This is a genomic window from Nitratidesulfovibrio vulgaris str. Hildenborough (genome assembly GCF_000195755.1).
GTDB lineage: Bacteria > Desulfobacterota > Desulfovibrionia > Desulfovibrionales > Desulfovibrionaceae > Nitratidesulfovibrio > Nitratidesulfovibrio vulgaris.
This window is the reverse complement of record NC_002937.3, coordinates 821,974-844,599: the sequence shown is the minus strand read 5'-3', so window position 1 is coordinate 844,599 and position 22,626 is coordinate 821,974. Positions and strand designations below refer to the sequence as shown.

The window sequence follows — 22,626 nt, the reverse complement described above, 5'->3', positions numbered from 1 at the left end:
CCGTACAGGCTAGAACCGCGCAAGCCCGGCTCGACCGGGCTTGCGCTTCTTCCACCAACGGCACAAGCACACGGCGCCTCACATGATCCGATACTGGCTGGACAAGACATGGGTACAGTACCTCGTACTGTGTTCCATCACCCTGCTCGCCGTCTACTACTGGGGCTGGGTCTTCGATTTCGGCTACCAGTTCCAGTGGGATATCCTCTTCACCCGGAACACCACCTACGGTACGCATCTCGGTCTCGAGATTCTCAAGGGGCTTGGTGTCACGGTCCGTATCTCGCTCATCAGTTCCGCACTGGCCCTCGGCCTTGGCACCGTTCTCGGCATAGCGCGCCTGTCGCTCTTTGCACCGCTGCGCCTCACCGCCACCGCCGTCGTGGAGTTCTTCCGCAACACGCCGCTGCTGGTGCAGCTGTTCTTCTGGTATTTCGCCTTTCCGGCCATACTCCCGGAAAACATCCGCGAACTGCTCTTCACCGGCAACTTCGAATTCTGGTGCGCCACCATCGGGCTTTCGGTGTACACCAGCGCGTTCATGGCGGAAGTCATCCGCGCCGGTCTCCAGTCCATCCCGAAGGGGCTGCTTGAAGCCGCCTACTCGTCGGGGCTCAACTACGTGCAGGTGCTGCGCACCATCATCCTGCCCATGGCCTTCAGGGCCATCATCCCGCCGCTGGGCAGCGAGTTCCTCAACAACATGAAGAACTCGTCGCTGGCCATGGTCGTGGGTGTGGCCGAACTCACATGGCAGTCGCAACAGGTCGAATCGCTCACCTTCAAGGGTTTCGAGGCGACATCCGCCGCCACCGTCCTCTATCTCTCGCTGTCGCTGCTCATCTCGTTCATCCTCAACGGCGTCAACGGCAAGATGCGTCTCGACACCGCTCCCAAGCGGTCGCTATCCGTCATGTTCGTGGACGCCGTGCTGCTGCCCGTCAGCCTCATCCGGCGCGTGTTCGTGCGCCCCATCGGACGCGCCCTGCGCCGCAGACGCCGCGCAGCGACGAGCGCGACCTATTCACCCGCCATGGCGACCATGCGTGTCGCCATGCAGATGGCGGGCAAGGGTGCCAGCCTTCTGTGCAAGGGAGCATTCATCCTCGCGCTGGGCGGGCTTCTCTTCGTCACGGCGCGGGGACTCTACAACTTCAACTGGGGCGTCATCGCCGACAACCTGCGTACGCTGCTCATATGGCACTTCCCCAACGGGCAGTCCGATGAACTCTTCATGGGGCTTGGCGGCCTTGCCTATTCGCTGCTCATGGCGGTCATCGCCATCAGCGTGAGTTTCTTCATCGGTCTCGTCGTGGGCATCGGCCGCACATCAGACAACCGCATCTGCCGCATCCCCTGCCTGCTGTATATCGAGCTGATACGCGGCAACCCGCTTATCATCGTCATCTTCTGGATCTATTTCTTCATTCCCGTGCTGTTCAACACGTTCTTCAACGTGTTCTGGTCGGCGACCATCGCCCTGACACTGTTCACGGGTGCCTACCTTGCCGAAATCGTGCGGGCTGGCATCCAGAACATTCCTGCGGGACAGGTCGAGGCGGCGTACTCGACCGGACTCACCTTCGTTCAGACCATGCGGCGCATCATCCTGCCGCAGGCGCTCAAGCAGATGATTCCCGCCATCGTGGGGCAGTTCATCGCCATCTTCAAGGACACCTCGCTGGCGTTCGTGCTGGGCGTGCTTGAACTCACCTTCGTGGCGCAGGGCATCAACAACCGCCTCATGGTCTACCCCATGGAAATCTACGGCACCGTCGCCTTCCTGTACTTCATCTGCTGCTGGTCGATGTCGGTCTACGCCGCCCGCCTTGAACGCAGGCTTTCGCCGGAGAAGATCAATCTCCGCATGTGACACCGACCGGAATCCCATCGCCAGATACAGGGGCCTTCCGACAACGGGAGGCCCCTGTTCGATTATGGTCGAGCGATGTTCCATTACAGCACACCAGCCCCTCCTCTGCGGGCCGTACAGGAACAGCCTCCGTATCTCCGGCGACTCCGGCCCCTGCAACCACACGTCAAGATAGAGGCGACACCCGAAACAAGAATGGCACTGCTCTTGCTGATATGACATTCCGGCATCAAACCTACGGGGCTATCTCGATTGCCCCATCATCAGTCTGTTGCCTTCCCGCTGCCCCAACCCGAAACCCGAGGTCTCCCGATGACGGTCACGCACAGCGACGCAACCGCCACCGGAAGACCATGACTGCCCAGTGAACACCGACATGCCCTCCGGAGCCCTGAATGACCAAGTGTAACCTGTCCATCCGTTGCCGCATCCATCTTCTCGCGCTCTGCGCGGTCATAGCCGTCCTTGCCGTGGGATGGCTCATGACACATTCCCTTGGTGACGCACGTGAGCATTTCCGTCTCATGGCGCGGCACGACATCAACGGTAAAATCGCCACACTCGCCATCGGTCGCGACCTCAACTATGTCAGCCGCCTTACCCGCAACGTCATGCTCGGAAGCGACATCGACAAGGACACCGACCGACTGCGCAAGACGATCGACTCCATGCGCAAGGGTTTCGTGGCCCTGCGGGCGAGTGCCGTGGACGCAGCCGAAGCAGCCCTCATCGCCGAGGCGGAACGCTCGACCCTCGCCTTCGCCGAGAGTGGACTCGCCTTTGTCGAGCGCCTTGCCGCTGTTCCTGATACGGAACGGCACACGCACTACCCGGCCTACGAGAAGGAGGCGACACCGCTGGCCGAGGCCTCACGCCGCACCTTCAACCGCATCGTCGAGAGCAAGGACGCCCATTTCGAAACGGCCAACACCGCCTTCGGTGACGAACTGGACAGCGCCCGCACGACAGCCATGTGGCTGGCGGGCAGCATCACGCTGGTTCTCGCCGTTCTTGCCCTCTTCATCACACGTTCCATCGTGCGTCCTCTTTCGGCTGTCACCGCCTACGCCAGCAGGGTCGCGGCGGGCGACCACACTCCGCTGATGCTGCGCAATACCTGCGGAGAAGTGGCGGTGCTTGTCGAATCGCTTGAGCGCATGGTGCACGACCTGCGCGAACGTGTGGCCTTCGCGCGTGGCGTACTGACCGCGCTGCCGCAGCCCTGCCTTCTCGTGGATGCTGAAGGAAGGGCCACATGGTGGAACCAGCCCTTCGCAGCCATCGCCAAGTGCGCCACCACGGCCCCGGAAAGCGGATTGCCCGTGCGACAGGTCGTGACATCATCAGAGTTGCTTGCGCTGCTTCAGAGGGCGCAGGACGATGGCATGACGCGCGAAGATGAGATGACCTTCGCAGACGGCAGCCTTCAGGTCGTCACCGTCGCGCCCGTCTTGGGCGAGGACCGTTCGCTGCGCGGCCTGCTCACCTCGTGCTTCGACCTGACGGCACTCCGCAACCAGCAGGAACAGTTGCACCGCCATAACGCCCATCTCGCCGAGGCCGCAGACGCCGCAGGCAAGACAGAACGGGAGTTGAACACCACCACCGGCAGCATCGGTGAAGAGGTCGAGGCATCGCTCACACGGGCGGTCTCGCAACAGCAACGCACCTCTGAAGTCGCCGTCGCCGTCGAAGAGATGAACGCCTCGGTGCTTGAAGTGGCAAGGTCGGCAGCCGCCGCAGCCGGAAGTGCCGAAATGGCGCGCAACCATGCCGACCGCGGGGCCGATGTCGTCATGCAGGCACTGGACGCCATCGAAGGCGTCAGCGACAACGCGACCCGCCTTGGCGAGGCCATGGACGACCTCGGCAAGCAGGCCGAGGGCATCGGACGCATCATCGCCGTCATCGGCGACATCGCCGACCAGACCAACCTGCTGGCACTCAACGCCGCCATCGAAACGGCACGGGCTGGCGACGCGGGGCGAGGCTTCGCCGTGGTGGCCGACGAAGTGCGCAAACTGGCCGAAAAGACCATGACCGCCACCCGCGAAGTCGAAGACTTCATCCGCGCCATACAGACCAGCGCACGGCACAGCCTTGCAACGGCCCAGTCCACCGCCACCGAGGTGGAGAAGACCACGCAACTGGCTTCGGGCGCGGGCGAGGCCCTGCGTTCCATCGTAGGCATGACTGCCGAGACCGCCGACCAGGTGCGGGCCATAGCCACCGCCGCTGAACAGCAGTCTGCAGCCAGTGAGCAGATAGCCCGTTCCACCGACGAGATACGCGGCAGTGCGGCTGACAACGCCGAGGGCATGACCCGGCTGCGTGAGGAGCTGGAACGACTTCGCGGGCAAGCCACGGGGCTTGGAGACATCATCAAGTCCATGCGCACCGCCTGACGCACCGGCCACCGGGCCAGACGAGAAGCCTGCCCAAGGTGCGACCACCAGATGGGGGCTGCCCCCCCGCCACTGTATCACCGGCGAGGCCATGGCACAGTGCCCCCGGTTGCCGAGGCGGCAGGCATGAAGGCGGCTAACGCCCGCCTGTGCCCTTGCAGGATCAAGCACAGCCACTGTGCAGCCAGAGTGCGGGAATGCCGGTTCGCCGGTGTTCCCGCACTTTCCTTCCCGGCCCCGTGCATGTATCATGCTGGCATCGTTTGACGCCAACCCACGGCAGGCTGCGCATGACACGCCTTTCAACGCTCCTGGTGCATCCCGACCCCATGCTGCGGCACCGCCTGCGTGCCATGCTGGAACCCGTGGACTTCCTGCGCGTCCTCGGTGAGGCCGCAGGGGCCGAAGAGGCCTTGGCGCTGCTCAATGCGCTACCCTACGGGGCTGTGTTTCTCGGCATCTCCCTAGCAGAAGGCCCCGACGGCATGGAAGTGGCACGACGACTCATGGGCAACCGTGACCACCCGGCCCTCATCTTCATCGCCGACGATGAATCGCGCGCCTTCGAAGCCTTTGAACTCGACGCCACCGACTATCTCATCTTCCCGTGCGCGGCTGACAGGTTCGACCGCACCCTCATGCGACTGCGACAATTCCGCACGCATTTCCGCCTTGCCCCGGCACCGGGGTCGCGCTGGCGCGAACAACCGCAAGCGGCCCCCGAAGAACTGCCGCCCCCTGCCATGGACGACCTGCCCCCGCCCGGCACGGAAGAGGGCCCTCCCTTCGAGACCTTGCAGCTTCCCCTTGCAGAGGACGAACAGGACACCCTCATCTCCGCACTGGGTGAGGCGGTGGACTACAGCCAGCGCGTCCGGCCAGTCGAACTGGACAAACTCGCCGTGAGCGTCGACGGCAAGACGCTGCTCATCCCCTACGGCGAAATCGCCTTCGTGGAAGCCTATGAGGACTACAGCTACGTGCACACCGCTGACGACAAGTACCTCACCAGCTACCGCCTCAAGAACCTCGAAGGGCGGCTGCGTCCGCACCGCTTCTTCCGTGTGCACCGCAAATATCTGGTGAATCTGGACATGGTCACCGAACTGGCGGCCGTGAGCGGCGGCAACTGCCTGCTGCGCACGGCGGGCCGTACCCGCATAGAACTGCCCATCAGCCGACGCAGGCTGGGCGAACTCAAGCAGATACTGGGGCTGTAGCATGACGCGCCGCAAAGCTTCCGATACACCGTCACCGGAGAACGCGCCCATGGCATCGCCCGCCGCCACTCTCGATGCGCTGCTGCGTGAAGAGCGCGTGTTCCGCCCTCTGCCACGCGTCGTCGCCGATGCCGTGGTCAACCCTCAGGACGTGGCCCGCGCACGCGAACAGGCCGGAACGGCCCCTCTCGCCTTCTGGGAAGAGGCCGCCGAAGAGCTGGAATGGTTCCGCCGCTGGGACGGTGTGCTCGATGACAGCAACGCCCCGTTCATGCGCTGGTTTCCCGGTGCGCTGTGCAACATCGTCCACAACGCCCTCGACCGGCATATCGAGACATCCAACCGCCACCGCCTTGCCCTCATATGGGAAGGCGAACCGGGTGACAGCCGTCGTTTCACCTATTTCGACCTCTACCGTGAGGTGAACCGCCTCGCCAATGCCATGCGTTCCCTCGGCGTGACGAAGGGCGACAGGGTGGTCATCTACATGCCCCCCCTGCCCGAGACGGTCTTCGCCATGCTCGCCTGCGCCAAGATAGGCGCGGTACACAGCACGGTGTTCGGTGGCTTCTCGGCCCGTTCGCTGTGCGACCGCGTCGAAGACGCAAGGCCCACCCTGCTGCTGACGGTTGACGGATTCTACCGCAACGGCCGCGTCGTACCGCTCAAACCCGTCGCCGACGACGCCGTGGACGCCCTGTCACCGGAGGCACGGGCCGGTCTGCATCATGTCGTGGTCGTGCATCGCGCCCACCTCGAGACCCCCATGCGCGACGGGCGCGACATCTGGTATCACGACCTCGTGCGCGGACAGTCCACCGAGGCGCTTACCGAAGTCCTCTCCGCCAACGACCCGCTGTTCGTCCTCTACACTTCCGGCACTACAGGCAAGCCCAAGGGGCTGGTGCACAGTCACGGCGGCTACATGGTGGGCGTACACCGCACCATGCGCTGGGTCTTCGACGTGCGGCCCACCGACATCTTCTGGTGCACTGCCGAACCGGGCTGGATAACGGGCCATAGCTACGGCGTGTACGGGCCGCTCATGGCGGGCACCACCACCGTCCTCTACGAGGGGCACCCCCTGTACCCCGAAGCGGGCAGGCTGTGGTCCATGGTCGAACGATGGGGTGTCACCATCCTGTACACCGTCCCCACGGTCATCCGCATGCTCATGCGATTCGGTCCGCTGTACCCCGCGCGCCACGACATCACCACGCTACGGCTTCTGGCTACCGTAGGCGAACCCATCAGCCCGGAGACATGGGTGTGGTTCTACCGCACCATAGGGCGAGGGCGCTGCCCGGTGCTCGACACATGGTGGCAGACGGAGACGGGCATGATCATGGTCAGCCCGCTGCCGGTGTCGGCCCTGAAACCCGGTTCGGTGGCCCGCCCCCTGCCCGGTGTGGATGTGGATATCGTGGACGGGGAAGGTGCCCCCGTCCCCCCCGGCAGGGGTGGACTGCTGGTGGTGAAGAACCCGTGGCCCGCCATGGCATGCGGTGTCTTCGGTGACGATGAGGCCTTCCGCAGGCTTTACTGGGAGCGCTTTCCCGGATGGTACTGCACGGGTGACGTGGCCCGCCGGGATGACGACGGGTACATCTGGATACAGGGACGTGCCGACGACGTCATTCTCATCGCCGGACACCGTATCGGGACGGCAGAGATGGAAGCGGCCCTCGCGTCGCATCCCGCCGTGGCGGAATGCGCCGTCATCGGCGTGCCCGACAGGCTGAAGGGCGAAGTGGGCAAGGCGTTCGTCGTTCTGCGCGATACCGAAGAGGCTGCGGCAGAAGAGCAGGCCCTAGCCACGTCACTGGTGGGGCATGTCCGGCGTGAACTCGGCCCGGTGGCCGTCATACGCGATGTCGTATTCCGTGAGGGACTGCCACGCAACCGCAGCGGCAAGATCATGCGCCGTATTCTTCGTTCGGAAGAGATGGGCGTGGAGACGGGTGACCTCTCGACGCTGGAAGACGCCTATATCTGACGCCGTAGCCCGCCTGCACCGCAGGACACTGGCTGCATCGGGGTGCATCGGGGCGCAGCGGGCAACAGCCGGATGCCCCGTAGCATCAGGCGACGATGCGCCCCGCCTTGAGCCTGAGTTGATCATCCGCAAGGGCATCGAGCCATTCCCGGTCGTGCGATACGACCACGACGGTGGTGCCCTGTTCGCACGCCGTACGGGCCGCGAGGGCTATGCGCCCTGCACTCTCCTCGTCCACGCTGGCAGTGGGTTCGTCCATGAGCAGCACTTGCGGCCGGATGGCAAGACGGGCAGCCAGTGCGACACGTTGCGCCTCGCCGCCTGAAAGCTCGTTGCGACGGCGTTCACCGAACAGGTCGGGGTCAAGCCCCACGGCGAGCAACGAGGCGCGTACACGTTCCTCGTCGCGTATGCCCCGTACGGAAAGCCCGTACGCCACGTTCTCCGCCACACTCCGCGACAGCAGATACGGTTCCTGCAAGAGCAACGTCACCTGCCGCCGGGCGGTGCGCAGGTCGCCTGTCGGCGCACCCTCGAAGAGGACCTCTCCCGAATCAGGTGACTCAAGCATGGCCAGCAGACGCAGCAATGTGGATTTGCCGCTGCCGTTGGGACCGCAGACGCCAAGCAACCGGCCCGCCGGGATGTCGAGGGCGGGGATGTCGAGGGCGAGTCTGCCTCCGTAATGCCTCTTGATGCCACGCAAACTGAAAAGAGCCGTCATGCGCGCGCCCTCCGCCGCAGGAATGCCAGCATCAGATTGATGGCGAAGGCGATGCCGAGAAGCACCAGCCCCAGCGCGATGCCGACGGCGAACTCTCCCTTGCCCGTCTCCAGCGCGATGGCGGTGGTGATGGTGCGGGTATGCCACTTGATGTTGCCGCCCACCATCATGGATATGCCCACCTCCGAGACGATGCGCCCGAAGGCGGTGACGCCCGCGCCCAGAAGGTGGAAGCGCACCTCCCACAATGTGGCTGTGAGCACCTGCCATCCGTCGGCCCCCAGTGTCAGCAGCGTCTGGCGCAACCTGCCATCGGCCTGTTCCACGGCAAGGGCCGTCAGCGCCATGACGATGGGGAGTCCCAGAAGGGCAAGGCCTACAGCCATGCCCGGAATGGTGAAGAGCATTTCGAGGTCGGCCAGCGGCCCGCGGCGGGAAAGCAGAAGATACACGAGAAGGCCGATGACCACGGTGGGAAAGCACAGCATGGTGTCCACGACCAGCCGCGCAACGCGCCTGCCCGGAAACGAAAAGAACCCGAGCGCGAAACCGCAGGGCATACCCACGCACAACGCCACGACCATGGCGAGTGCCGAAGAGGAGAGTGTGGCCCATACGGCGGAGAACGTCTCCGGGTCCCCTGCCAGCAGGAGACGCAAGGCCACGGCGAAGCCATCGAGGATATAGTCCATGTGTCCTTCACGGCGCGGCGACGGACCCCGCCCGTCTGCGCGTCCTGCCACGTATCCGGCAGTCCGCGCCTCCGTCAGAACGGTCTATGCGCACCCTTACGAGGCGCTTCGTCACGCTGCATATGGTAAAGACCGACCATAACGGCCAATCCCGCCACTCTTCCGGCTGACTCGGCCCCCCCGCCCACCCGGCAGGTCTAGCAGGGCTGGCTTGCCAGTTGAGCCCGTCGGCCCGGCAGGCCGATTACGAAGGCCCATCTTGTGTGCTGCGCCGCACGGGCAGCCGTGATTCGCGGGTTGCCCGACATCGTGTCGCCGCATGAGGCAAAGGTCAAGCGAATCAGAAGCCTGACGACGGAAGACGGAGGATGCCGGCCTTACCCGGATGACGCTCCTGAATGAAAGGCGGGGCTGCAAGCAACCCCGCCCCCGGTACTATCCGGCGTCCACTCCTACAGCGGCTACTTGCCGGCGTTAGGGGTGAACAGGGGCTTGCCCGAAACGAGGAAGTCCCCGATGTACTTCTGCCCGGCGGGAGAAGCCATCCACTTGATGTATTCGCGGGCAAGGTCGGCCTTGACCTTGGGGCACTGGGCCGGATTGACCACGATACCGCTGTACTGGTTGAGCAGACTCTTGTCGCCTTCGACGATGATCTTCAGGACGGGTGCCCCATTGAGAGTGGATTCGTACTTGATCCATGTCCCACGGTCGGTGACCGTGTAGCCGCCCATCTCGGCAGCCATGGCGATGGTGCGCAGCATCCCCTGACCGGTGGAGACGTACCACGACTCCTTGTCAGGGGCCATGCCCGACTTTTCCCACAGCTTCACCTCAAGGTTGTGCGTCCCGGACTTGTCGCCACGGCTGAGGAAGGGCGACTTGGCGGCGGCGATACCCTTGAGGGCGGCATCGACGCTCTTGCCTGCGGCCTTGGCTGCGTCGGCCACGGGACCGACCAGCACGAAATCGTTATACATCAGCTGGGTGCGTTCAATACCGGAACCGGCTTCGATGAATTTGGCCTCGGCAGAAGGCGAATGGACAAGCAGTACGTCAACGTCGCAATTCTTGCCCATTTCAAGGGCCTTGCCCGTGCCAACAGCCGTCCACTTGACCTCGATGCCGGTATCCTTCTGGAACAACGGTGCGAGGTAGTCGAGCAACCCCGTATCGGCGGTGCTTGTGGTGGTGGCCATCATGAGTACCTTGTCCGCCGCAAAGGCGGAGGAGGAAATCACTGCCGCAAGCAGGCAAGTGAGGAAGAGCAGTCGGCGCATGGAGTCACTCCTTCTTTGGTCTTTGGCATCCGTTATGGTTGTTCCTCTACCATTAACGCCATGTACCATCAAAGGAATACCGCTGCAAACCCGCTATTGACCGTAATCTGGCACTATGTGCCGATCCAGCACACCGAAGCCCCGGCCACCATGATGCACGATGCGCACTCCACAGCCTACGAACGACCGATAACGACCAGAAGTGACAGTTCACAAACGCCAGCACTCGAGGTCAGTCGCGAATGCCATACTCGGCCAGCTTGCGGTACAGCGTCTGTCGGGCCACCCCGAGCAACCTTGCAGCCCGTGCCTTGTTGCCCCCGGCCTTCTTCAGGGCCTCCCGCACGGCCGCTTCATGCACCCCTGAACGCTCGGCCCGGGGGAACACGCTAGCTTCCGTCCCCTGCACGTCGGGAGGCAAGTCGGCAAGGTCGATGCGCTCGCCCTTGCACAGGATGAAGCCGTGCTCGACGGCATGGCGCAATTCCCGCACGTTGCCGGGCCAGCTGTGGGTCATGAGAGCGCGGCTTGCCGCTTCTGTGAACCCCATGACACAGCGTGAGAACTGCTGGTTGAACACCCCGACGAAGTGTTCGGCGAGCAGCGCAAGGTCTTCATGCCGCTCACGCAAAGGGGGCATATGCAGTTCGACAACCCGCAGCCGGTAGTAGAGGTCTTCGCGGAACAGCCCGCTTGCTACGCGTTCGCGCAGATTGCGATGGGTCGCGGCGATGACCCGCACATCCACACGCGTGGTGCGGGTGTCGCCCACCCGTTCGAACTCGCGTTCCTGAAGGACGCGTAGCAGCCGCAACTGCACCTGCGGCGACAGGTCGCCTATCTCGTCGAGGAATATGGTGCCGCCGTGCGCCAGCTGGAAGCGTCCCACCCGGTCACGCAAGGCACCGGTGAACGCCCCGCGCACATGACCGAACAATTCGCTTTCCAGGAGCGTCTCAGGCAGGGCCGCGCAATTGACCTTGATGAGAGGGCCCGTGGCACGCGGCCCCGCGTTATGAAGGGCCTCCGCCACCAGTTCCTTGCCCGTTCCGCTTTCCCCGGTCACGAGTACCGTGGTATCGGTCGGCGCGAGGTCTTCAAGGAGATGGTAGATACGCTGCATGGCGGGAGAGAGCCCGACAAGGCCCCATTCGCCCGGCGCACCACCGGGGGGGCAGCACGCCGCCAGCCGTGAGATGTCACGAAGAACGAGCACCGCACCGAGGTAGTCGCCCGTCTCTCCGCGCAGGGGCGAGGCACTCACTTCGAAAACCTGTGAAGCCCCCTCGTCGACGGTGATGTTCACCCTGCGACGCGGAACACGCTGGCGCGATTCGAGGGCATGGCGCAGAACGTCACCAAGCTGCGACTCCCATTCGCCGAACACCTCCTGCCAGTGCCTGCCCTCGACCTCCTCGCCGGAAAGGCGCAGCACACCAAGCCCGGCGTCGTTGATGCGCACGACACGACCGTCACGCCCCACCGAGACCAGCACGTCGGGCACGCTACGGAAAATGGCCTCGAGATGCGCCCGCAGCCGCTGCAATTCGTCGTGGAGTGCGGCCCGTTCATCCTGTAGCGACTTGTGGGCGTGCGCCCGTGCCACGGCAGCGAGCAGTGCATCCCGTTCCACGGGCTTGATGAGATACTCGAAGGCACCGGTCGATACCGCCCGGCTTGCCGTATCAAGGCTCGGATTGCCCGTCACCAGCAGTACGGGGGCTTCAAGGCCGCGGCTGCGTAGCGAACCGGGCAGCACAAGGCCCTCCTCCCCACCGAGCAGGATGTCCGCCACGACGACATCGGGCGGCTGGCGCAAGGCCGCTTCAAGGGCCGCAGGCACAGAAGGCACCGGGTCCACGGTATAGCCCGCCCGACGCAGGAAGGCCTCGAACGTGAAACGAAGGTTCTCGTCATCCTCGACAAGAAGAATATGCGCCATCAGGCGTCTCCGTCTTCGACCATCTGTGGCAGTTCCACGGTCACGCAGGTGCCGGTCTCTCCGTCACTCTCGATACAGAGCACACCGCCGTGATCCTCGATGATGGCGTTGCTTATGGAGAGTCCGAGCCCTGTCCCCCGGCCCTCTCCCTTGGTGGTGAAAAAGGGCTCCATGACCCTGTCGCGGATGCTCGGGTCGATGCCGCCGCCCGTATCGCGGAAAGAAACGCTGACGACGGGGCCGGACACGCAACTACCCGCAGCCCGCGGTTCCGCGTTGATCGACAGGCATCGCGCAGCACTGCCCGGAATGGCGTTGAGTGCATGCCGTGCGTTGCTGACGATATTGAGGAACACCTGCTGGAGTTCGCGTGTGCGGCCCAGCACATGCAACGCGCCGCTGGAACAGGAGACCTCGAGGAGGATGCCCTCCGCCCGCATCTGGGCCGCCGTGAGTTCGAGCGTGTCGCGCAGGACGACCTTCACGTCCACGAGGGCTGGAGGGGGCGGTGGCTTGCGTTCGCGGGCGAAGGCCAGCAGGTTGTGGGTGATGGCCGCCACCCGCTGCCCTTCACTCCGGATGCGCCTCGCCATATCACGTACCATGGCACTGTCGAAGGCATCCTCCATGAGAAGGTCGGCGCAGTTGATGATGGCATTGGCAGGAGAATTGATCTCGTGAGCCACCCCCGCGGCAAGTTCCCCGATGGTGGCCAACTGGCCCATCCGCGCGGCCTCGGCCTTGATGCGGCGCATCTCGGTCACGTCCGTCACCACCGCCATGCCGAGGATGGGTCCGTCTCCGTCTCGCAGCATGGCAGAGGCGACCTGACATTCGCGCGCCGTGCCGTCCTTGCGCAAGAAACGATACTCCTTGAGTTCGTGAAAGCCCTCCGGGCTGCCCGCATTTTCAAGGTCGTGCATGAAAAGCGCACGGGCGGCGGCACGGTCGGCAGGATGCAACATGGCGAAGCAGTCCGTCCCCACGAGTTCGGTCTCCGAGGCTCCCACCACATCCGCCATGGCCCGGTTCAGGTGCAGAACACGCCCGGTGATATCCATCAGGCAGATGCCTGCGGGAACCTCGTCAAACACCCTGTCCAGCAATGCCGACTGCCTGTCGAACTGCCGTGAACTGGCTTCTGCAAGCGCGGCATGCAGTCTGGCCGCGGCGCGCAGGTCGGCCTCCGCCCGCCGTGGCAGGGTGACATCCAGGGAATAGACCGCCACCTCGCCCACCACTGTCGCGCCATGGTCTCTGGCGGGAATGGGGCGCACGAAATGGTGATAGGTCCTGCCGTCCTGCGTATCCTCGAATTCCACGGCGCAGCCTGTTTCAAAGCAACGGAGGACCTCCTCCCTGCGCCGCGTGGCTATATCTTCGGGCAGGAACCTGAAGCAGTCGCCGTCTCCCTGCCCTTCGGGGGGCCAGAGCATGAGGGCTGCAGCGGAGGCATTGCCGAGCAGCACCGTGCACTCCCTATCGAGAAGGAGCGTGGTGACAGGCGAAGCCCCGACCAGCGCATGCACGAGTTCATGGTTGCCACGTAGCAGCCCGGACACATCGTGCCCCACGCACAGAACGCGGCTCAGCCTGCCTGCGGCATCCAGACGGGGCTGCACGACACACTGGAAGAGCCCCGGCGGCATGGGAACGACACCACTACGCACGTCCTGTGCCTGCCATGCACGCTCAACGAGACACAGAAGCTCGTCCACTGTGGCGGTCGGCAGCACGTCACGCAGTGTGCGGGAAACGGGAGAGCACTGGCACATGGCGGCAAAGCGGCTGTTGGCTGTCACCACCCTGCCGTCAGTGTCGCAACAGAAGGCGAGCACCGGCAACGCGTGGACGATATCGCTCATGCACCCCGCCACGTCCGGACCGGTCGGCAAGGTTGAAGAGGCAAGCCGCAACGCCTCGCGCAGAAGACGGACCTCTTCGCGCAGGCGTTCCAGTTCCTCGCCCGTATCGTGCGATGAACGCCCCGCCATCATGACATCATTTGCTCACCCAGAGCGAAAAGCGGTCGACCTTGGTATGGAGACGCTCCGAGACCGTACCCCCGAACATACGGCGCATGAGGTTGTCGGGCAGACCGTGGCGCCTGCCCACCGCGACAACGGCATACCCGCCCTCGTCGGCGATACGCAGGATGGATGCTGCCCTGTCGTGGGCTTCGAGCGAAAGCACCTCGACGCGCGAGGCATCCACACCGTTGGCCACCAGCGCAGCCCGCGCCCCCTCGATGGCGAGGAACCCGTCGATGGCGGGGTCGCGGAAGTGGCACAAGGTCACCGAATGCGTCTCCTCCGCCAGCATGAAGCCCACGTGGTCGGCCATGCGGAGGTTCTCGTCCGAACCGTCGACGCACAGCAGCACGTTGGAAAGACCCGGGTCGGGTTCATGGCATATCCACAGGGGAAAGGCGATGTCCTCCCACAGAAGACCGCGTGACACGCTGCTGCCGTAAAGCTGCTCGAGAAAGCCCCGGTAACGCCTGCCCGAGACCACGGCATCGTAGAGTCCCCTGTGGCCTTCCGCCACGATGTCACGCACCACGCCAAACTGCCTCGGCACGGCCTTGCATTCGACATTGTCCGGCACGAAGCCCAGCTTGATGGCGTGCTCACGGGCCTTGTCGAGTTGCACACGCGCCGTGCGCATATCGTTCTCGGAGAGTTCGCATCCCCCCGGCCTGTCGCAGTAGGCCTCCTGGACCACGTAGAAGAGCGTCAGACGCATCTCCGTCTTGTTACGGAAGAAGCCCCCCGCGAAGTTGAGGTTCCACGCTCGTCCGCCATCGCCGCCCATGGTGAGGAGAAGGTGTCGTTCCATGACGCGCCTACTGGAAAAGATAGCCGTACTTGACCGAAAGACCGTCGGTTCTCTCGACAATCCTGTCGGCGAGACCGTCCACGTCCTCGGCGGTGACCACGCCCACTTCACGGGCAAGGTAGTGGCGGAGGGTGCCCTCGCTCTGCGAGAACGCCCACACCACGGCATACGCTGAACCTACCCCCGGGCGCGAAGGGAACTCCGGCACCGTGGAGAGCAGTATCCGCATCTTGGGGGCATCCTTCTCGGTGAGGCGGAACAGCGAACTGCTGTTCAGCCGTTCCTTGAGGCGCATGGCAAGGCGCGCGCCGATGCTGTCCGTGCCCTCGTACTCCACGGCGATCTGCGTGGCGCGTTCGGATTCCTTGGCAGGACGGTCGGGCAGGGGCTTGGTCTGCCCCGCCTCGGTGGCGGAAGACAGGGTGGCGAAGGCAAGAAGCGACAGGGTGAAGGCGGTGACCAGAACGATGCGGAGCTTGGACATGACGACCTCCATGCAGTTGCGTGCGTATCGTCGGAAATTAGCCCCTGCGTTCCTCTTTAGCAAGGCTTCACGCCCTGAAGCCGTAACTCCGCACCGATGCGTTGCGTCGCGAGAAGCGAGGCGACGGCCAGCCCCGCCCCGACGTAGAACGGAATGCGATAGTCCAGCATCCAGAGCATACCGCCGCATACGGGCATGACCACGGCCGCGATGTGGTTGATGGCCACGCTCATGGCCATGCTTGGCGCGATGTCGGCGGGGTCGGCAATCTTCTGGAAGAAGGTGCGGATGGCGATGGCGAAGTTGAAGAAGATGTGGTCGACCACATACAGGAAGGCGGCGACAAGCGGACTGTCGGTGACCGTGTAGCCAAGGAAGACGAGTACCAGTACGGAATACTCGACCGTGAGAAGATGCTGCTCGCCGAACCGGTTCACCGCCCGTCCGATGAGCGGGTTGAGGAACCAGTTGACGGCATTGTTGACGATGAACAGCAAGGCCACTTCACGCACGCCGTACCCGAAATGCTCCACCAGCAGAAAGACGGAGAACACCGTGAATATCTGCCGTCGCGCCCCGGCGAGGATGGTCAGCAGATAGAAGAGCCAGTACCGGCGGCGCAACACCATGCTCCTCCGCTGCGCAGGTCTTGCCGGGTCGCTCGGGTCTCGCGTCAGGGCCCACGCCCCGGCGACGGTGGCGAACGCACCCATGATGCAGAACAGGGTGGAGAAGGCGAACAGGTCTGCAAGCACGTAGACGAGCGCCCCCATGACGAGGTTGCCCCCGGCGGCAAGCCCCCGCAGACGCCCCATGACCAGTGGGGCGGTGCGCACGTCGAAATACTGGAGGATCAGCGACTGGTTCACCGCCTCGAAATAGTGGAAGCCGAACGACATGACCAGCGTTGTGGCCACAACGCCCCATAGCGTGGGCAGAAGCCCTGCGGTCATGACCCCGACCCCCGTCACCAGAACGGCGAGCGCGGCGAGACGATGTTCGCGAAGGAGCAGCAGAAGGGGGATGACGCCGAAGGTGAGCAGTCCCGGCACTTCACGGATGGACTGGACAAGGCCGTTCTCGGCACCGCTGAGTCCAGCCCCATGCACCGCGAAGTTGGTGTAGAGGGTGTTCCACCCCTGAAAGCTCATGCCCGACCCGAGGGTCAGTAGCAGGAGGAAGACATACATGCGCCTGTCGGCGAGACCGGGGACGGCAGGGATGAGCGGCATGGGGATGACTCCGGATGTGATGGAACGCCCTGCCTATGCCCGCCATCCGGCGGTGTCAAGCGCACCGCAGCACAGCCATACGGGCAGGCAATCCGCCTTCCGCCCCCCCAGCCGGGCACCTGAACGGTGCTGTCCCGTGCGTGCCACATGCATACCGGGCCCCCCCGCCAACTAACCGGCCCTCTCGCCAGCCTGCCTTGCGGAGTCCGTGTCGCCGGGAGACCGCGTGTCACCCGGCCCGCACCGCCCCCCTACAGACATCATGACACGCCAGCATCACCGTGGCGGCGTGAACACCAGAGCCTCGAACCAGTAGAGTTCTGTTCCTGCCACGCGCCAGCAGCCGCCCTCCAGCCCTGCCTTGCGGCAGGTGTGTTCCAGAAAGGTCAGGGCATCCCATCCCTGTTCCACGGCGACCTGCGGCAACAGCAACCCTGTCCGCCCTCCCCGCCGAATCAGCAGCCCGTGTCTGCCCACTTCCACATGCGCCGGGTCGGGGCAGGGGGTCACCGGCCCCATGACGGAAATCTCGACATGAAGCGCGTCGACCTCCTCTGCACCCACGGGCGAAAAGCGCGGGTCTTCAAAGGCTGCGGCCCGTGCCATGCGGCAGACATTGAGGTACAGCGGTTCGTGCCCCACGATGGAACCGATGCAGCCACGCAGGGCCCCATCCCGGTGCAAGGTGACGAACGCTCCCAGCGGGGCATGGAGCGTCCCGTCAGGCGGTCGCGGGACATCCCCGTCCGCGACCGGTTCACCGGCGAGGGTACGCCGGATGGCCCATTGCACCAACTGCCCAAGAAAGCGCTTCTCTTCGGTGGAAAGAGCAAGACGGAACGACTTCATGTGACCTCCGGTCTGGCTACATCAGTACGGTGATGCTGCCAGACATGACCACCCCCGTCCAGCGGTGCATGATTCCTGTTTTCGAGAACACAGAAGTGTTCTACCATTGCTGCACGGGGGTTTCACATGCGCGCTGGTCTCATCTGGGTCATTCTGGGGGGCGTTCTGACCGTTGGCATCGCCGTGGTCCTGTTGCGGCCGTCGCCCCCCATTCTCGTGGGGTTTTCCGGCCCCCTCACCGGTGTCAACTCCGACCTTGGGGTACAGGGACGCAACGGTGCCCAACTCGCCATCGAGCACATCAATGCCGGGGGGGGCATCAACGGACGCCAGCTTGAACTGCTGTCCATGGACGACGGCCCCACGGCAGAGAGTGCCCGCGACGCCGACTCGGCACTCCTCCGCCAGGGTGTCGTAGCCATCATCGGGCACATGACCAGCAATCAGGCCATCGCAGGCCTTCCCGTCGTCGAACAGCACGGGGCCGTCATGATTGCCCCCACGGTCTCGACACCCCTGCTCACCGGCAAGCGGGACGGCTTCTTCAGGCTCATGCCCGACAACGACTCATGGGCGTACGCCACGGCGGACTACGCCCTCGCACAGGGGCTGAAGACCGTCTCAGTCATCTACGAGACGGCCAATCAGGCCTTCGCGGGGTCGTTCGTAGACGGTTTCGTCACGCAGTTTGAAGCGGGTGGAGGCAGACTCCTGCAACGCATCCCCTTCACCTCAGCCCAGCGTGACACACTGGAGGCCGCTGCCATCCGTGCAGTCTCGACGAATCCCGACACCATCGTGCTTGCCGCATCAGCCCGCGACACGGCAGCCCTCGCGCAATTCATAGATGCGCACGACTCACCGCGCCCCGTGCTGTTGAGTTCCTCGTGGGCCTACACGCGCGAGATATTCCTTGCGGGCGGACGCGCGGTCGAAGGCATCGTCTTCACCATCAGCTACCTGCCCGACGACACGCGTGAAGGCTATCTCGCCTTCCGCAAGGCATACACGGAACGGTTCGGCTGGGAGCCCAACTTCGCGGCGGCCCTGGCCTATGAAAGTGCCAAGGTGCTGGCCGCGGCCCTCCGCCGTACCGGAGGCAGGGCCCAAGGGCTGCGTGAAGCGCTCGCGGCAGGAACCCCGGTGCAAGGTATCAGCGAGACCGTGACCCTCGACCAGTACGGCGATGTCCAGCGGCCACCCTACATCGTGACCATACGCAACGGGGAGTTCGTCAGCATACAATGATGCCGGTCAATACCTCCGCAACGCCGACCCTCACCGGCTTCCTGCAACGCAGGCTCACGCTGTGGCTCATGCTGCTGGCGCTCTTTTCGCTCGCCTCGACCAGCGCCTTCCTCTACCTCGTGCAGAAGCGCAACTTCGAAGAGCGCAGCGTGCGAACCACCACACTGCTCACGCGACAGATCAATGCCCACATAGCCCTTGCCCAGGAATCGTTACGCGAGATGGCGCTGCGCCTACCACGCACACCCAGCGAAGACCTTCTTCGCACCCTCACCGCCACCGATGCCCACGCCCTTGAACTGTTCGCCCGCGTCATCGTCCTCGATGCCAGCGGCACCATCGTGGCACGTACACCACGCGGCCCGGTGCAGGTCGATTTCCCGCTCCATCAGCCACGGGGAGAGGAGTCGGCAAGCCCCATCATCGGCAAACCCATCCCCCTGGGGGATACAGGTGAAGTCGTGGTGTGGATCGGAACAGACCTGTGGACAAAAGGGCGCCTGCTCGGTGCCCTGCGGCTCGATGCCTTCAGCCGTTCCATTCAGGAACTGCTCCCCGAAGAAAGCGAAGCCCTCATCATCACCGATCGCTTCGGCAACCTCATCGCACACCCCGACCCCACAGAAATACAGCGTCAGGGCAACATCGGCGACCTGCCGTTCTTCAGGCGCCACGACCCGCCAACCCAGGGTACGCTCAATCTCGGCGGCACCAGCTGGGTAGCCACCGTCGCCACAGTGGAGCCCCACGACTGGAAGATCCTGTCGCTGAAGCGCCGTTCAGCCCTGCTGAGCGAGGTGGCAGGAGGCATCGGGCTTCTGGTCGTCCTCCTTACGGCCCTGTATGTCGTCTTCGCCTTCAGGCTGATACGCGACCTCCGCCTGCGGGTGGGCGACCCTCTCAAGGCACTGGCTGCGTCGCTCAGGCGGGTGGCAGCGGGCGAATACGGCCCGCCACTGCCGCATAGGCACGACTTCACCGAACTGGACACCATGAACGACACCTTCATGCTCATGTCCGACAGGGTGCGGCAACGTGAGACTGACCTCAAACGCGAACGGGCCTTCGTCGGAACCGTGATCGACGCCATCCCCTCCGCCCTGTTCGCCCTCGACAGGGAAGGACGCGTATCGCTCATGAACGCTGCCGCAGGGGAGCGCGTGGGCATAGGTAGCGAAGAGGGCCGTGGACGCGCCGTGGCGGAACTGCTGCCCTTCCTCTCCCCGGTCACGGATGAGATGCTGGATGCCATACAGAACGGTGCAACGTTCCGCCATGACCGCCTTGCCCACCAGCATGAAGGTCGTACCCTCTTCGAAGACGTCGCCCTGTTCCCCATCGCCGATTCGGAGACAGCCCACGCGCTGCTACGAGTGGATGATGTGACGGCGCGGGTCCATATGGAAGAGTTGATGGTGCAGACTGAAAAGATGATGTCGGTGGGTGGGCTTGCCGCTGGCATGGCGCACGAGATAAACAACCCTCTCGGGGCCATTCTCCTCGGTGCCCAGAACATCCAGCGCAGGCTGGACCCTGCCCTGCCCGCCAACACCGATACCGCCAACAGGGTGGGCTGCCCGCTGGAAGCCATCAACGCCTATCTTGCCGAACGCAGGATTCCCGCCTTTCTTGAAGGCATCCGCGAGGCGGGGGCACGCGCGGCCAACATCGTGGCCAACATGCTGGAATTCAGCCGCAGAAGCGAGACACGCCATTCGACTGTTGACTTGCGCGACGCGCTGGACAGGACAGTGGACCTTGCCGCCAACGATTACGACCTGAAAAAGAAGTACGATTTCAGGCACATCATGATCGTGCGTGACTATGACGCCGACCTGCCGCCGCTGGTCTGTTCCGTGACGGAGATTGAGCAGGTCATCCTCAACCTGCTGCGCAATGCGGCGCAGGCACTCGCTGAGAAGCCACCGTCAGAAGAGAGGCCCCGCGTCACCCTGCGTACCCGCCGAGAAGGGGACATGGCCCGCATAGATGTGGAGGACAACGGGCCGGGGATGACGCCGGACATCCGCAAGCGCGTCTTCGAACCCTTCTTCACCACGAAGGATGTCGGGGTCGGCACCGGGCTTGGCCTGTCGGTCTCCTATTTCATCGTCACCCGCAACCACAAGGGCACGTTCGACGTGACGTCCGACCCGGGGCACGGCACATGCTTCACCCTGCGGCTGCCGTACCGGAACACCGGCGCACTGATGCAGCCGGAAGCCGTGGACACCCCCTGACAGCCAGCACACACGTATCACCTGTCTCGCATCACCCGACGCGCCCCCCCGGTGCGCATCACCGCCCCCCCCTGCCGGCCCCTGCCGCACACCCTGAAGGCCTCGGGGCCCATCCGGGGACAAGCGGGGCCAGGCGGGAAGGAACGGGACACACACAAGGGCGCGCATCGCATGATACGCAGAGGGCCCCACCTACGTGCTTTGGCGCCGGAAACGCGCCCCCGACTGATGTGCTACCGATGTGCGTCCGGTTCAGAATCCCGGTTCAAGGGGCGGACTCACCAGCCACGCCCCGCCAGCCGCCGCAGGCACCACACCACTATCCGGCGGGGCGACATGAACGCAACGCCCCTCCACACGCAGGCGCCCCTGCGCAAGCCATTGCAGGGCCTGCGGGTAGATGCGGTGTTCCATGGCATGGATGCGGGCTTTGAGGTCGTCCAGCGGTTCACCCGGCGTGACGGGCACGGCAGCCTGCACGATGACAGCGCCGCCGTCCATCTCCTCATTCACGAAATGCACGGTACAACCGGCAAGGCGCACCCCGTAGTCCAGGGCGTCGCCAGCCCCGCGCAAACCGGGAAAACTGGGAAGCAGCGAAGGGTGGATGTTGATGACCGCCCCCGGAAAGGCAGCCAGAAAAACCGGGGTCAGCAGCCGCATGTAGCCGGCGAGTACCACACACTGTGCCCCGGCGGCACGGATGGCTTCCACGAGGGCGGCATCGTAGCTTTCGCGGTCGGCGTATGCGGCGGGGTCGAGTGCCAATGACGGCACTCCCGCACTGCGGGCACGCTCAAGCGCACGGGCCTGCGGCTTGTTGGAGATGACGACGCCCACCTCGGCATCGAGCGCGCCAGAGGCAATCCTGTCGAGGATGGCCTGAAGATTCGAGCCGTTGCCGGAAGCCAGCACAGCGATTCGCAGCATGGTTACTCCGGTCGGCGCTGATGCGGTCAGCCGTCTACGCGCACGATAGGGTCACCGGCACGTACGACGCCCCCGCGCACCACGCGCGCGAACACGCCTTCGGTGGGCATCACGCAGAATCCCACCGTCTTGTGGATGTTACACTTCGAGTGACAGGTCTTGCCTATCTGCGTCACTTCAAGCAACGCCTCCCCGCCCACGGCAAGGCGCGTGCCGATGGGCAGCGCAGTGACTTCAAGCCCCTCGACCAGCATATTCTCGGCAAAGTCGCCCGCCGCAAGCTGCGGCATCTTCGGGCGCATGGTGTCGACACTTTCCGACGCCAGCAGGCTCACCTGCCTGCCGGACCCGGCGTGCACATCCCCCACGACACCGAAGTCCTCACGCAGGGTAATGGCTTCGACGACGACCTTGCGTTCGCCCTTGCGTTCACTGATGCACACGGCCCTGACATGCCCCATGGTCGCCTCCCTGCCCTGCCGTCATCCGGTTCTTCGAAGCCCAGTGCCGGCAGAGGCTACATACGTTGTCGGCATACCTGTCCGGTGATGCATGGTGACGCCCGCGTCACCTGCATCGCCCACCCGCCACCGAATGCGGAGTGAATGCGTCCACTCTACACTCCCACGGCATGGCTTCGTCAACCGCCATGTATCAACGCACGTTCTTGCAC

General features: G+C 64.3%; 17 protein-coding genes. 6 read left to right on the top strand and 11 right to left on the bottom strand.

The window, feature by feature from the left end; genetic code table 11:
* Positions 1-82 precede the first annotated feature (82 nt).
* From DVU_RS03560 to acs, 4 genes are all read left to right on the top strand, one after another.
* Positions 83-1,873 (top strand): amino acid ABC transporter permease, encoded by a 1,791-nt coding sequence (locus tag DVU_RS03560; protein WP_010938052.1) that lies wholly within the window; start codon positions 83-85, stop codon positions 1,871-1,873.
* A 395-nt stretch (positions 1,874-2,268) separates the two neighbouring features.
* On the top strand, positions 2,269-4,278 hold the full coding sequence (locus DVU_RS03555) for a methyl-accepting chemotaxis protein (RefSeq protein WP_010938051.1): 2,010 nt from the start codon (positions 2,269-2,271) through the stop codon (positions 4,276-4,278).
* 290 nt (positions 4,279-4,568) lie between these two features.
* The gene (locus DVU_RS03550; RefSeq protein WP_010938050.1) at positions 4,569-5,498 is read left to right on the top strand and encodes a LytR/AlgR family response regulator transcription factor; all 930 of its coding nucleotides are present in this window, start codon (positions 4,569-4,571) and stop codon (positions 5,496-5,498) included.
* Between the two features lie 49 nt (positions 5,499-5,547).
* Entirely contained in the window at positions 5,548-7,494 is a 1,947-nt protein-coding gene (gene acs / locus DVU_RS03545) for an acetate--CoA ligase (RefSeq protein ID WP_010938049.1), read from the top strand.
* A gap of 85 nt (positions 7,495-7,579) precedes the next feature.
* On the opposite strand, the gene DVU_RS03540 is transcribed toward acs, so the two are convergent.
* The 9 genes from DVU_RS03540 to amrA all read right to left on the bottom strand — a co-directional run bounded on the left by DVU_RS03540 (position 7,580) and on the right by amrA (position 17,535).
* Positions 7,580-8,218: an ABC transporter ATP-binding protein gene (locus DVU_RS03540; protein WP_010938048.1), complete on the bottom strand. Its 639-nt coding sequence runs from the start codon at positions 8,216-8,218 to the stop codon at positions 7,580-7,582.
* Positions 8,215-8,910, bottom strand: coding sequence for an ABC transporter permease (locus DVU_RS03535; protein ID WP_011792728.1), 696 nt, complete (start codon positions 8,908-8,910; stop codon positions 8,215-8,217). Before DVU_RS03535 ends, DVU_RS03540 begins: the two co-directional genes overlap by 4 nt.
* 461 nt (positions 8,911-9,371) lie before the next feature.
* The gene (locus DVU_RS03530; RefSeq protein ID WP_010938046.1) at positions 9,372-10,190 is read right to left on the bottom strand and encodes a substrate-binding domain-containing protein; all 819 of its coding nucleotides are present in this window, start codon (positions 10,188-10,190) and stop codon (positions 9,372-9,374) included.
* Positions 10,191-10,422: 232 nt separating this feature from the next.
* The gene (locus DVU_RS03525; protein ID WP_010938045.1) at positions 10,423-12,132 is read right to left on the bottom strand and encodes a sigma-54-dependent Fis family transcriptional regulator; all 1,710 of its coding nucleotides are present in this window, start codon (positions 12,130-12,132) and stop codon (positions 10,423-10,425) included.
* Positions 12,132-14,129: a PAS domain-containing protein gene (locus tag DVU_RS03520; protein WP_010938044.1), complete on the bottom strand. Its 1,998-nt coding sequence runs from the start codon at positions 14,127-14,129 to the stop codon at positions 12,132-12,134. Before DVU_RS03520 ends, DVU_RS03525 begins: the two co-directional genes overlap by 1 nt.
* Positions 14,130-14,133: 4 nt before the next feature.
* The gene (locus DVU_RS03515; protein ID WP_010938043.1) at positions 14,134-14,970 is read right to left on the bottom strand and encodes a universal stress protein; all 837 of its coding nucleotides are present in this window, start codon (positions 14,968-14,970) and stop codon (positions 14,134-14,136) included.
* Between the two features lie 7 nt (positions 14,971-14,977).
* Positions 14,978-15,454 (bottom strand): hypothetical protein, encoded by a 477-nt coding sequence (locus DVU_RS03510; protein WP_010938042.1) that lies wholly within the window; start codon positions 15,452-15,454, stop codon positions 14,978-14,980.
* Positions 15,455-15,510: 56 nt separating this feature from the next.
* Positions 15,511-16,686, bottom strand: coding sequence for an MFS transporter (locus tag DVU_RS03505; RefSeq protein ID WP_010938041.1), 1,176 nt, complete (start codon positions 16,684-16,686; stop codon positions 15,511-15,513).
* A 276-nt stretch (positions 16,687-16,962) separates the two neighbouring features.
* Positions 16,963-17,535 (bottom strand): AmmeMemoRadiSam system protein A, encoded by a 573-nt coding sequence (amrA, locus tag DVU_RS03500; protein WP_010938040.1) that lies wholly within the window; start codon positions 17,533-17,535, stop codon positions 16,963-16,965.
* A gap of 126 nt (positions 17,536-17,661) precedes the next feature.
* Here amrA and DVU_RS03495 point away from each other — a divergent pair, with 126 nt between their 5' ends.
* A complete protein-coding gene (locus DVU_RS03495) occupies positions 17,662-18,783 on the top strand; it encodes an ABC transporter substrate-binding protein (protein WP_010938039.1) in 1,122 nt (373 codons plus the stop codon).
* Positions 18,780-21,023, top strand: a complete 2,244-nt coding sequence (locus tag DVU_RS03490; RefSeq protein ID WP_011792734.1) for a sensor histidine kinase — start codon at positions 18,780-18,782, stop codon at positions 21,021-21,023. The genes DVU_RS03495 and DVU_RS03490 overlap by 4 nt, the downstream gene beginning before the upstream one ends.
* Before the next feature lie 252 nt (positions 21,024-21,275).
* On the opposite strand, the gene purN is transcribed toward DVU_RS03490, so the two are convergent.
* Positions 21,276-21,953 carry a phosphoribosylglycinamide formyltransferase gene (gene purN / locus DVU_RS03485; protein ID WP_010938037.1) on the bottom strand — a complete coding sequence of 226 codons (678 nt, stop codon included), beginning with the start codon at positions 21,951-21,953 and terminating at the stop codon, positions 21,276-21,278.
* 26 nt (positions 21,954-21,979) lie between these two features.
* Positions 21,980-22,414, bottom strand: coding sequence for an MOSC domain-containing protein (locus tag DVU_RS03480; RefSeq protein ID WP_010938036.1), 435 nt, complete (start codon positions 22,412-22,414; stop codon positions 21,980-21,982).
* Positions 22,415-22,626 lie beyond the last annotated feature (212 nt).

What these genes read in the sequence shown, in the direction of transcription:
- DVU_RS03560 (WP_010938052.1), top strand. Translation starts at nt 83, where the DNA reads ATGATCCGATACTGGCTGGACAAGACATGGGTACAGTACCTCGTACTG.
- DVU_RS03555 (WP_010938051.1), top strand. Translation starts at nt 2,269, where the DNA reads ATGACCAAGTGTAACCTGTCCATCCGTTGCCGCATCCATCTTCTCGCG.
- DVU_RS03550 (WP_010938050.1), top strand. Translation starts at nt 4,569, where the DNA reads ATGACACGCCTTTCAACGCTCCTGGTGCATCCCGACCCCATGCTGCGG.
- acs (WP_010938049.1), top strand. Translation starts at nt 5,548, where the DNA reads ATGGCATCGCCCGCCGCCACTCTCGATGCGCTGCTGCGTGAAGAGCGC.
- DVU_RS03540 (WP_010938048.1), bottom strand. Translation starts at nt 8,218, where the DNA reads ATGACGGCTCTTTTCAGTTTGCGTGGCATCAAGAGGCATTACGGAGGC.
- DVU_RS03535 (WP_011792728.1), bottom strand. Translation starts at nt 8,910, where the DNA reads ATGGACTATATCCTCGATGGCTTCGCCGTGGCCTTGCGTCTCCTGCTG.
- DVU_RS03530 (WP_010938046.1), bottom strand. Translation starts at nt 10,190, where the DNA reads ATGCGCCGACTGCTCTTCCTCACTTGCCTGCTTGCGGCAGTGATTTCC.
- DVU_RS03525 (WP_010938045.1), bottom strand. Translation starts at nt 12,132, where the DNA reads ATGGCGCATATTCTTCTTGTCGAGGATGACGAGAACCTTCGTTTCACG.
- DVU_RS03520 (WP_010938044.1), bottom strand. Translation starts at nt 14,129, where the DNA reads ATGATGGCGGGGCGTTCATCGCACGATACGGGCGAGGAACTGGAACGC.
- DVU_RS03515 (WP_010938043.1), bottom strand. Translation starts at nt 14,970, where the DNA reads ATGGAACGACACCTTCTCCTCACCATGGGCGGCGATGGCGGACGAGCG.
- DVU_RS03510 (WP_010938042.1), bottom strand. Translation starts at nt 15,454, where the DNA reads ATGTCCAAGCTCCGCATCGTTCTGGTCACCGCCTTCACCCTGTCGCTT.
- DVU_RS03505 (WP_010938041.1), bottom strand. Translation starts at nt 16,686, where the DNA reads ATGCCGCTCATCCCTGCCGTCCCCGGTCTCGCCGACAGGCGCATGTAT.
- amrA (WP_010938040.1), bottom strand. Translation starts at nt 17,535, where the DNA reads ATGAAGTCGTTCCGTCTTGCTCTTTCCACCGAAGAGAAGCGCTTTCTT.
- DVU_RS03495 (WP_010938039.1), top strand. Translation starts at nt 17,662, where the DNA reads ATGCGCGCTGGTCTCATCTGGGTCATTCTGGGGGGCGTTCTGACCGTT.
- DVU_RS03490 (WP_011792734.1), top strand. Translation starts at nt 18,780, where the DNA reads ATGATGCCGGTCAATACCTCCGCAACGCCGACCCTCACCGGCTTCCTG.
- purN (WP_010938037.1), bottom strand. Translation starts at nt 21,953, where the DNA reads ATGCTGCGAATCGCTGTGCTGGCTTCCGGCAACGGCTCGAATCTTCAG.
- DVU_RS03480 (WP_010938036.1), bottom strand. Translation starts at nt 22,414, where the DNA reads ATGGGGCATGTCAGGGCCGTGTGCATCAGTGAACGCAAGGGCGAACGC.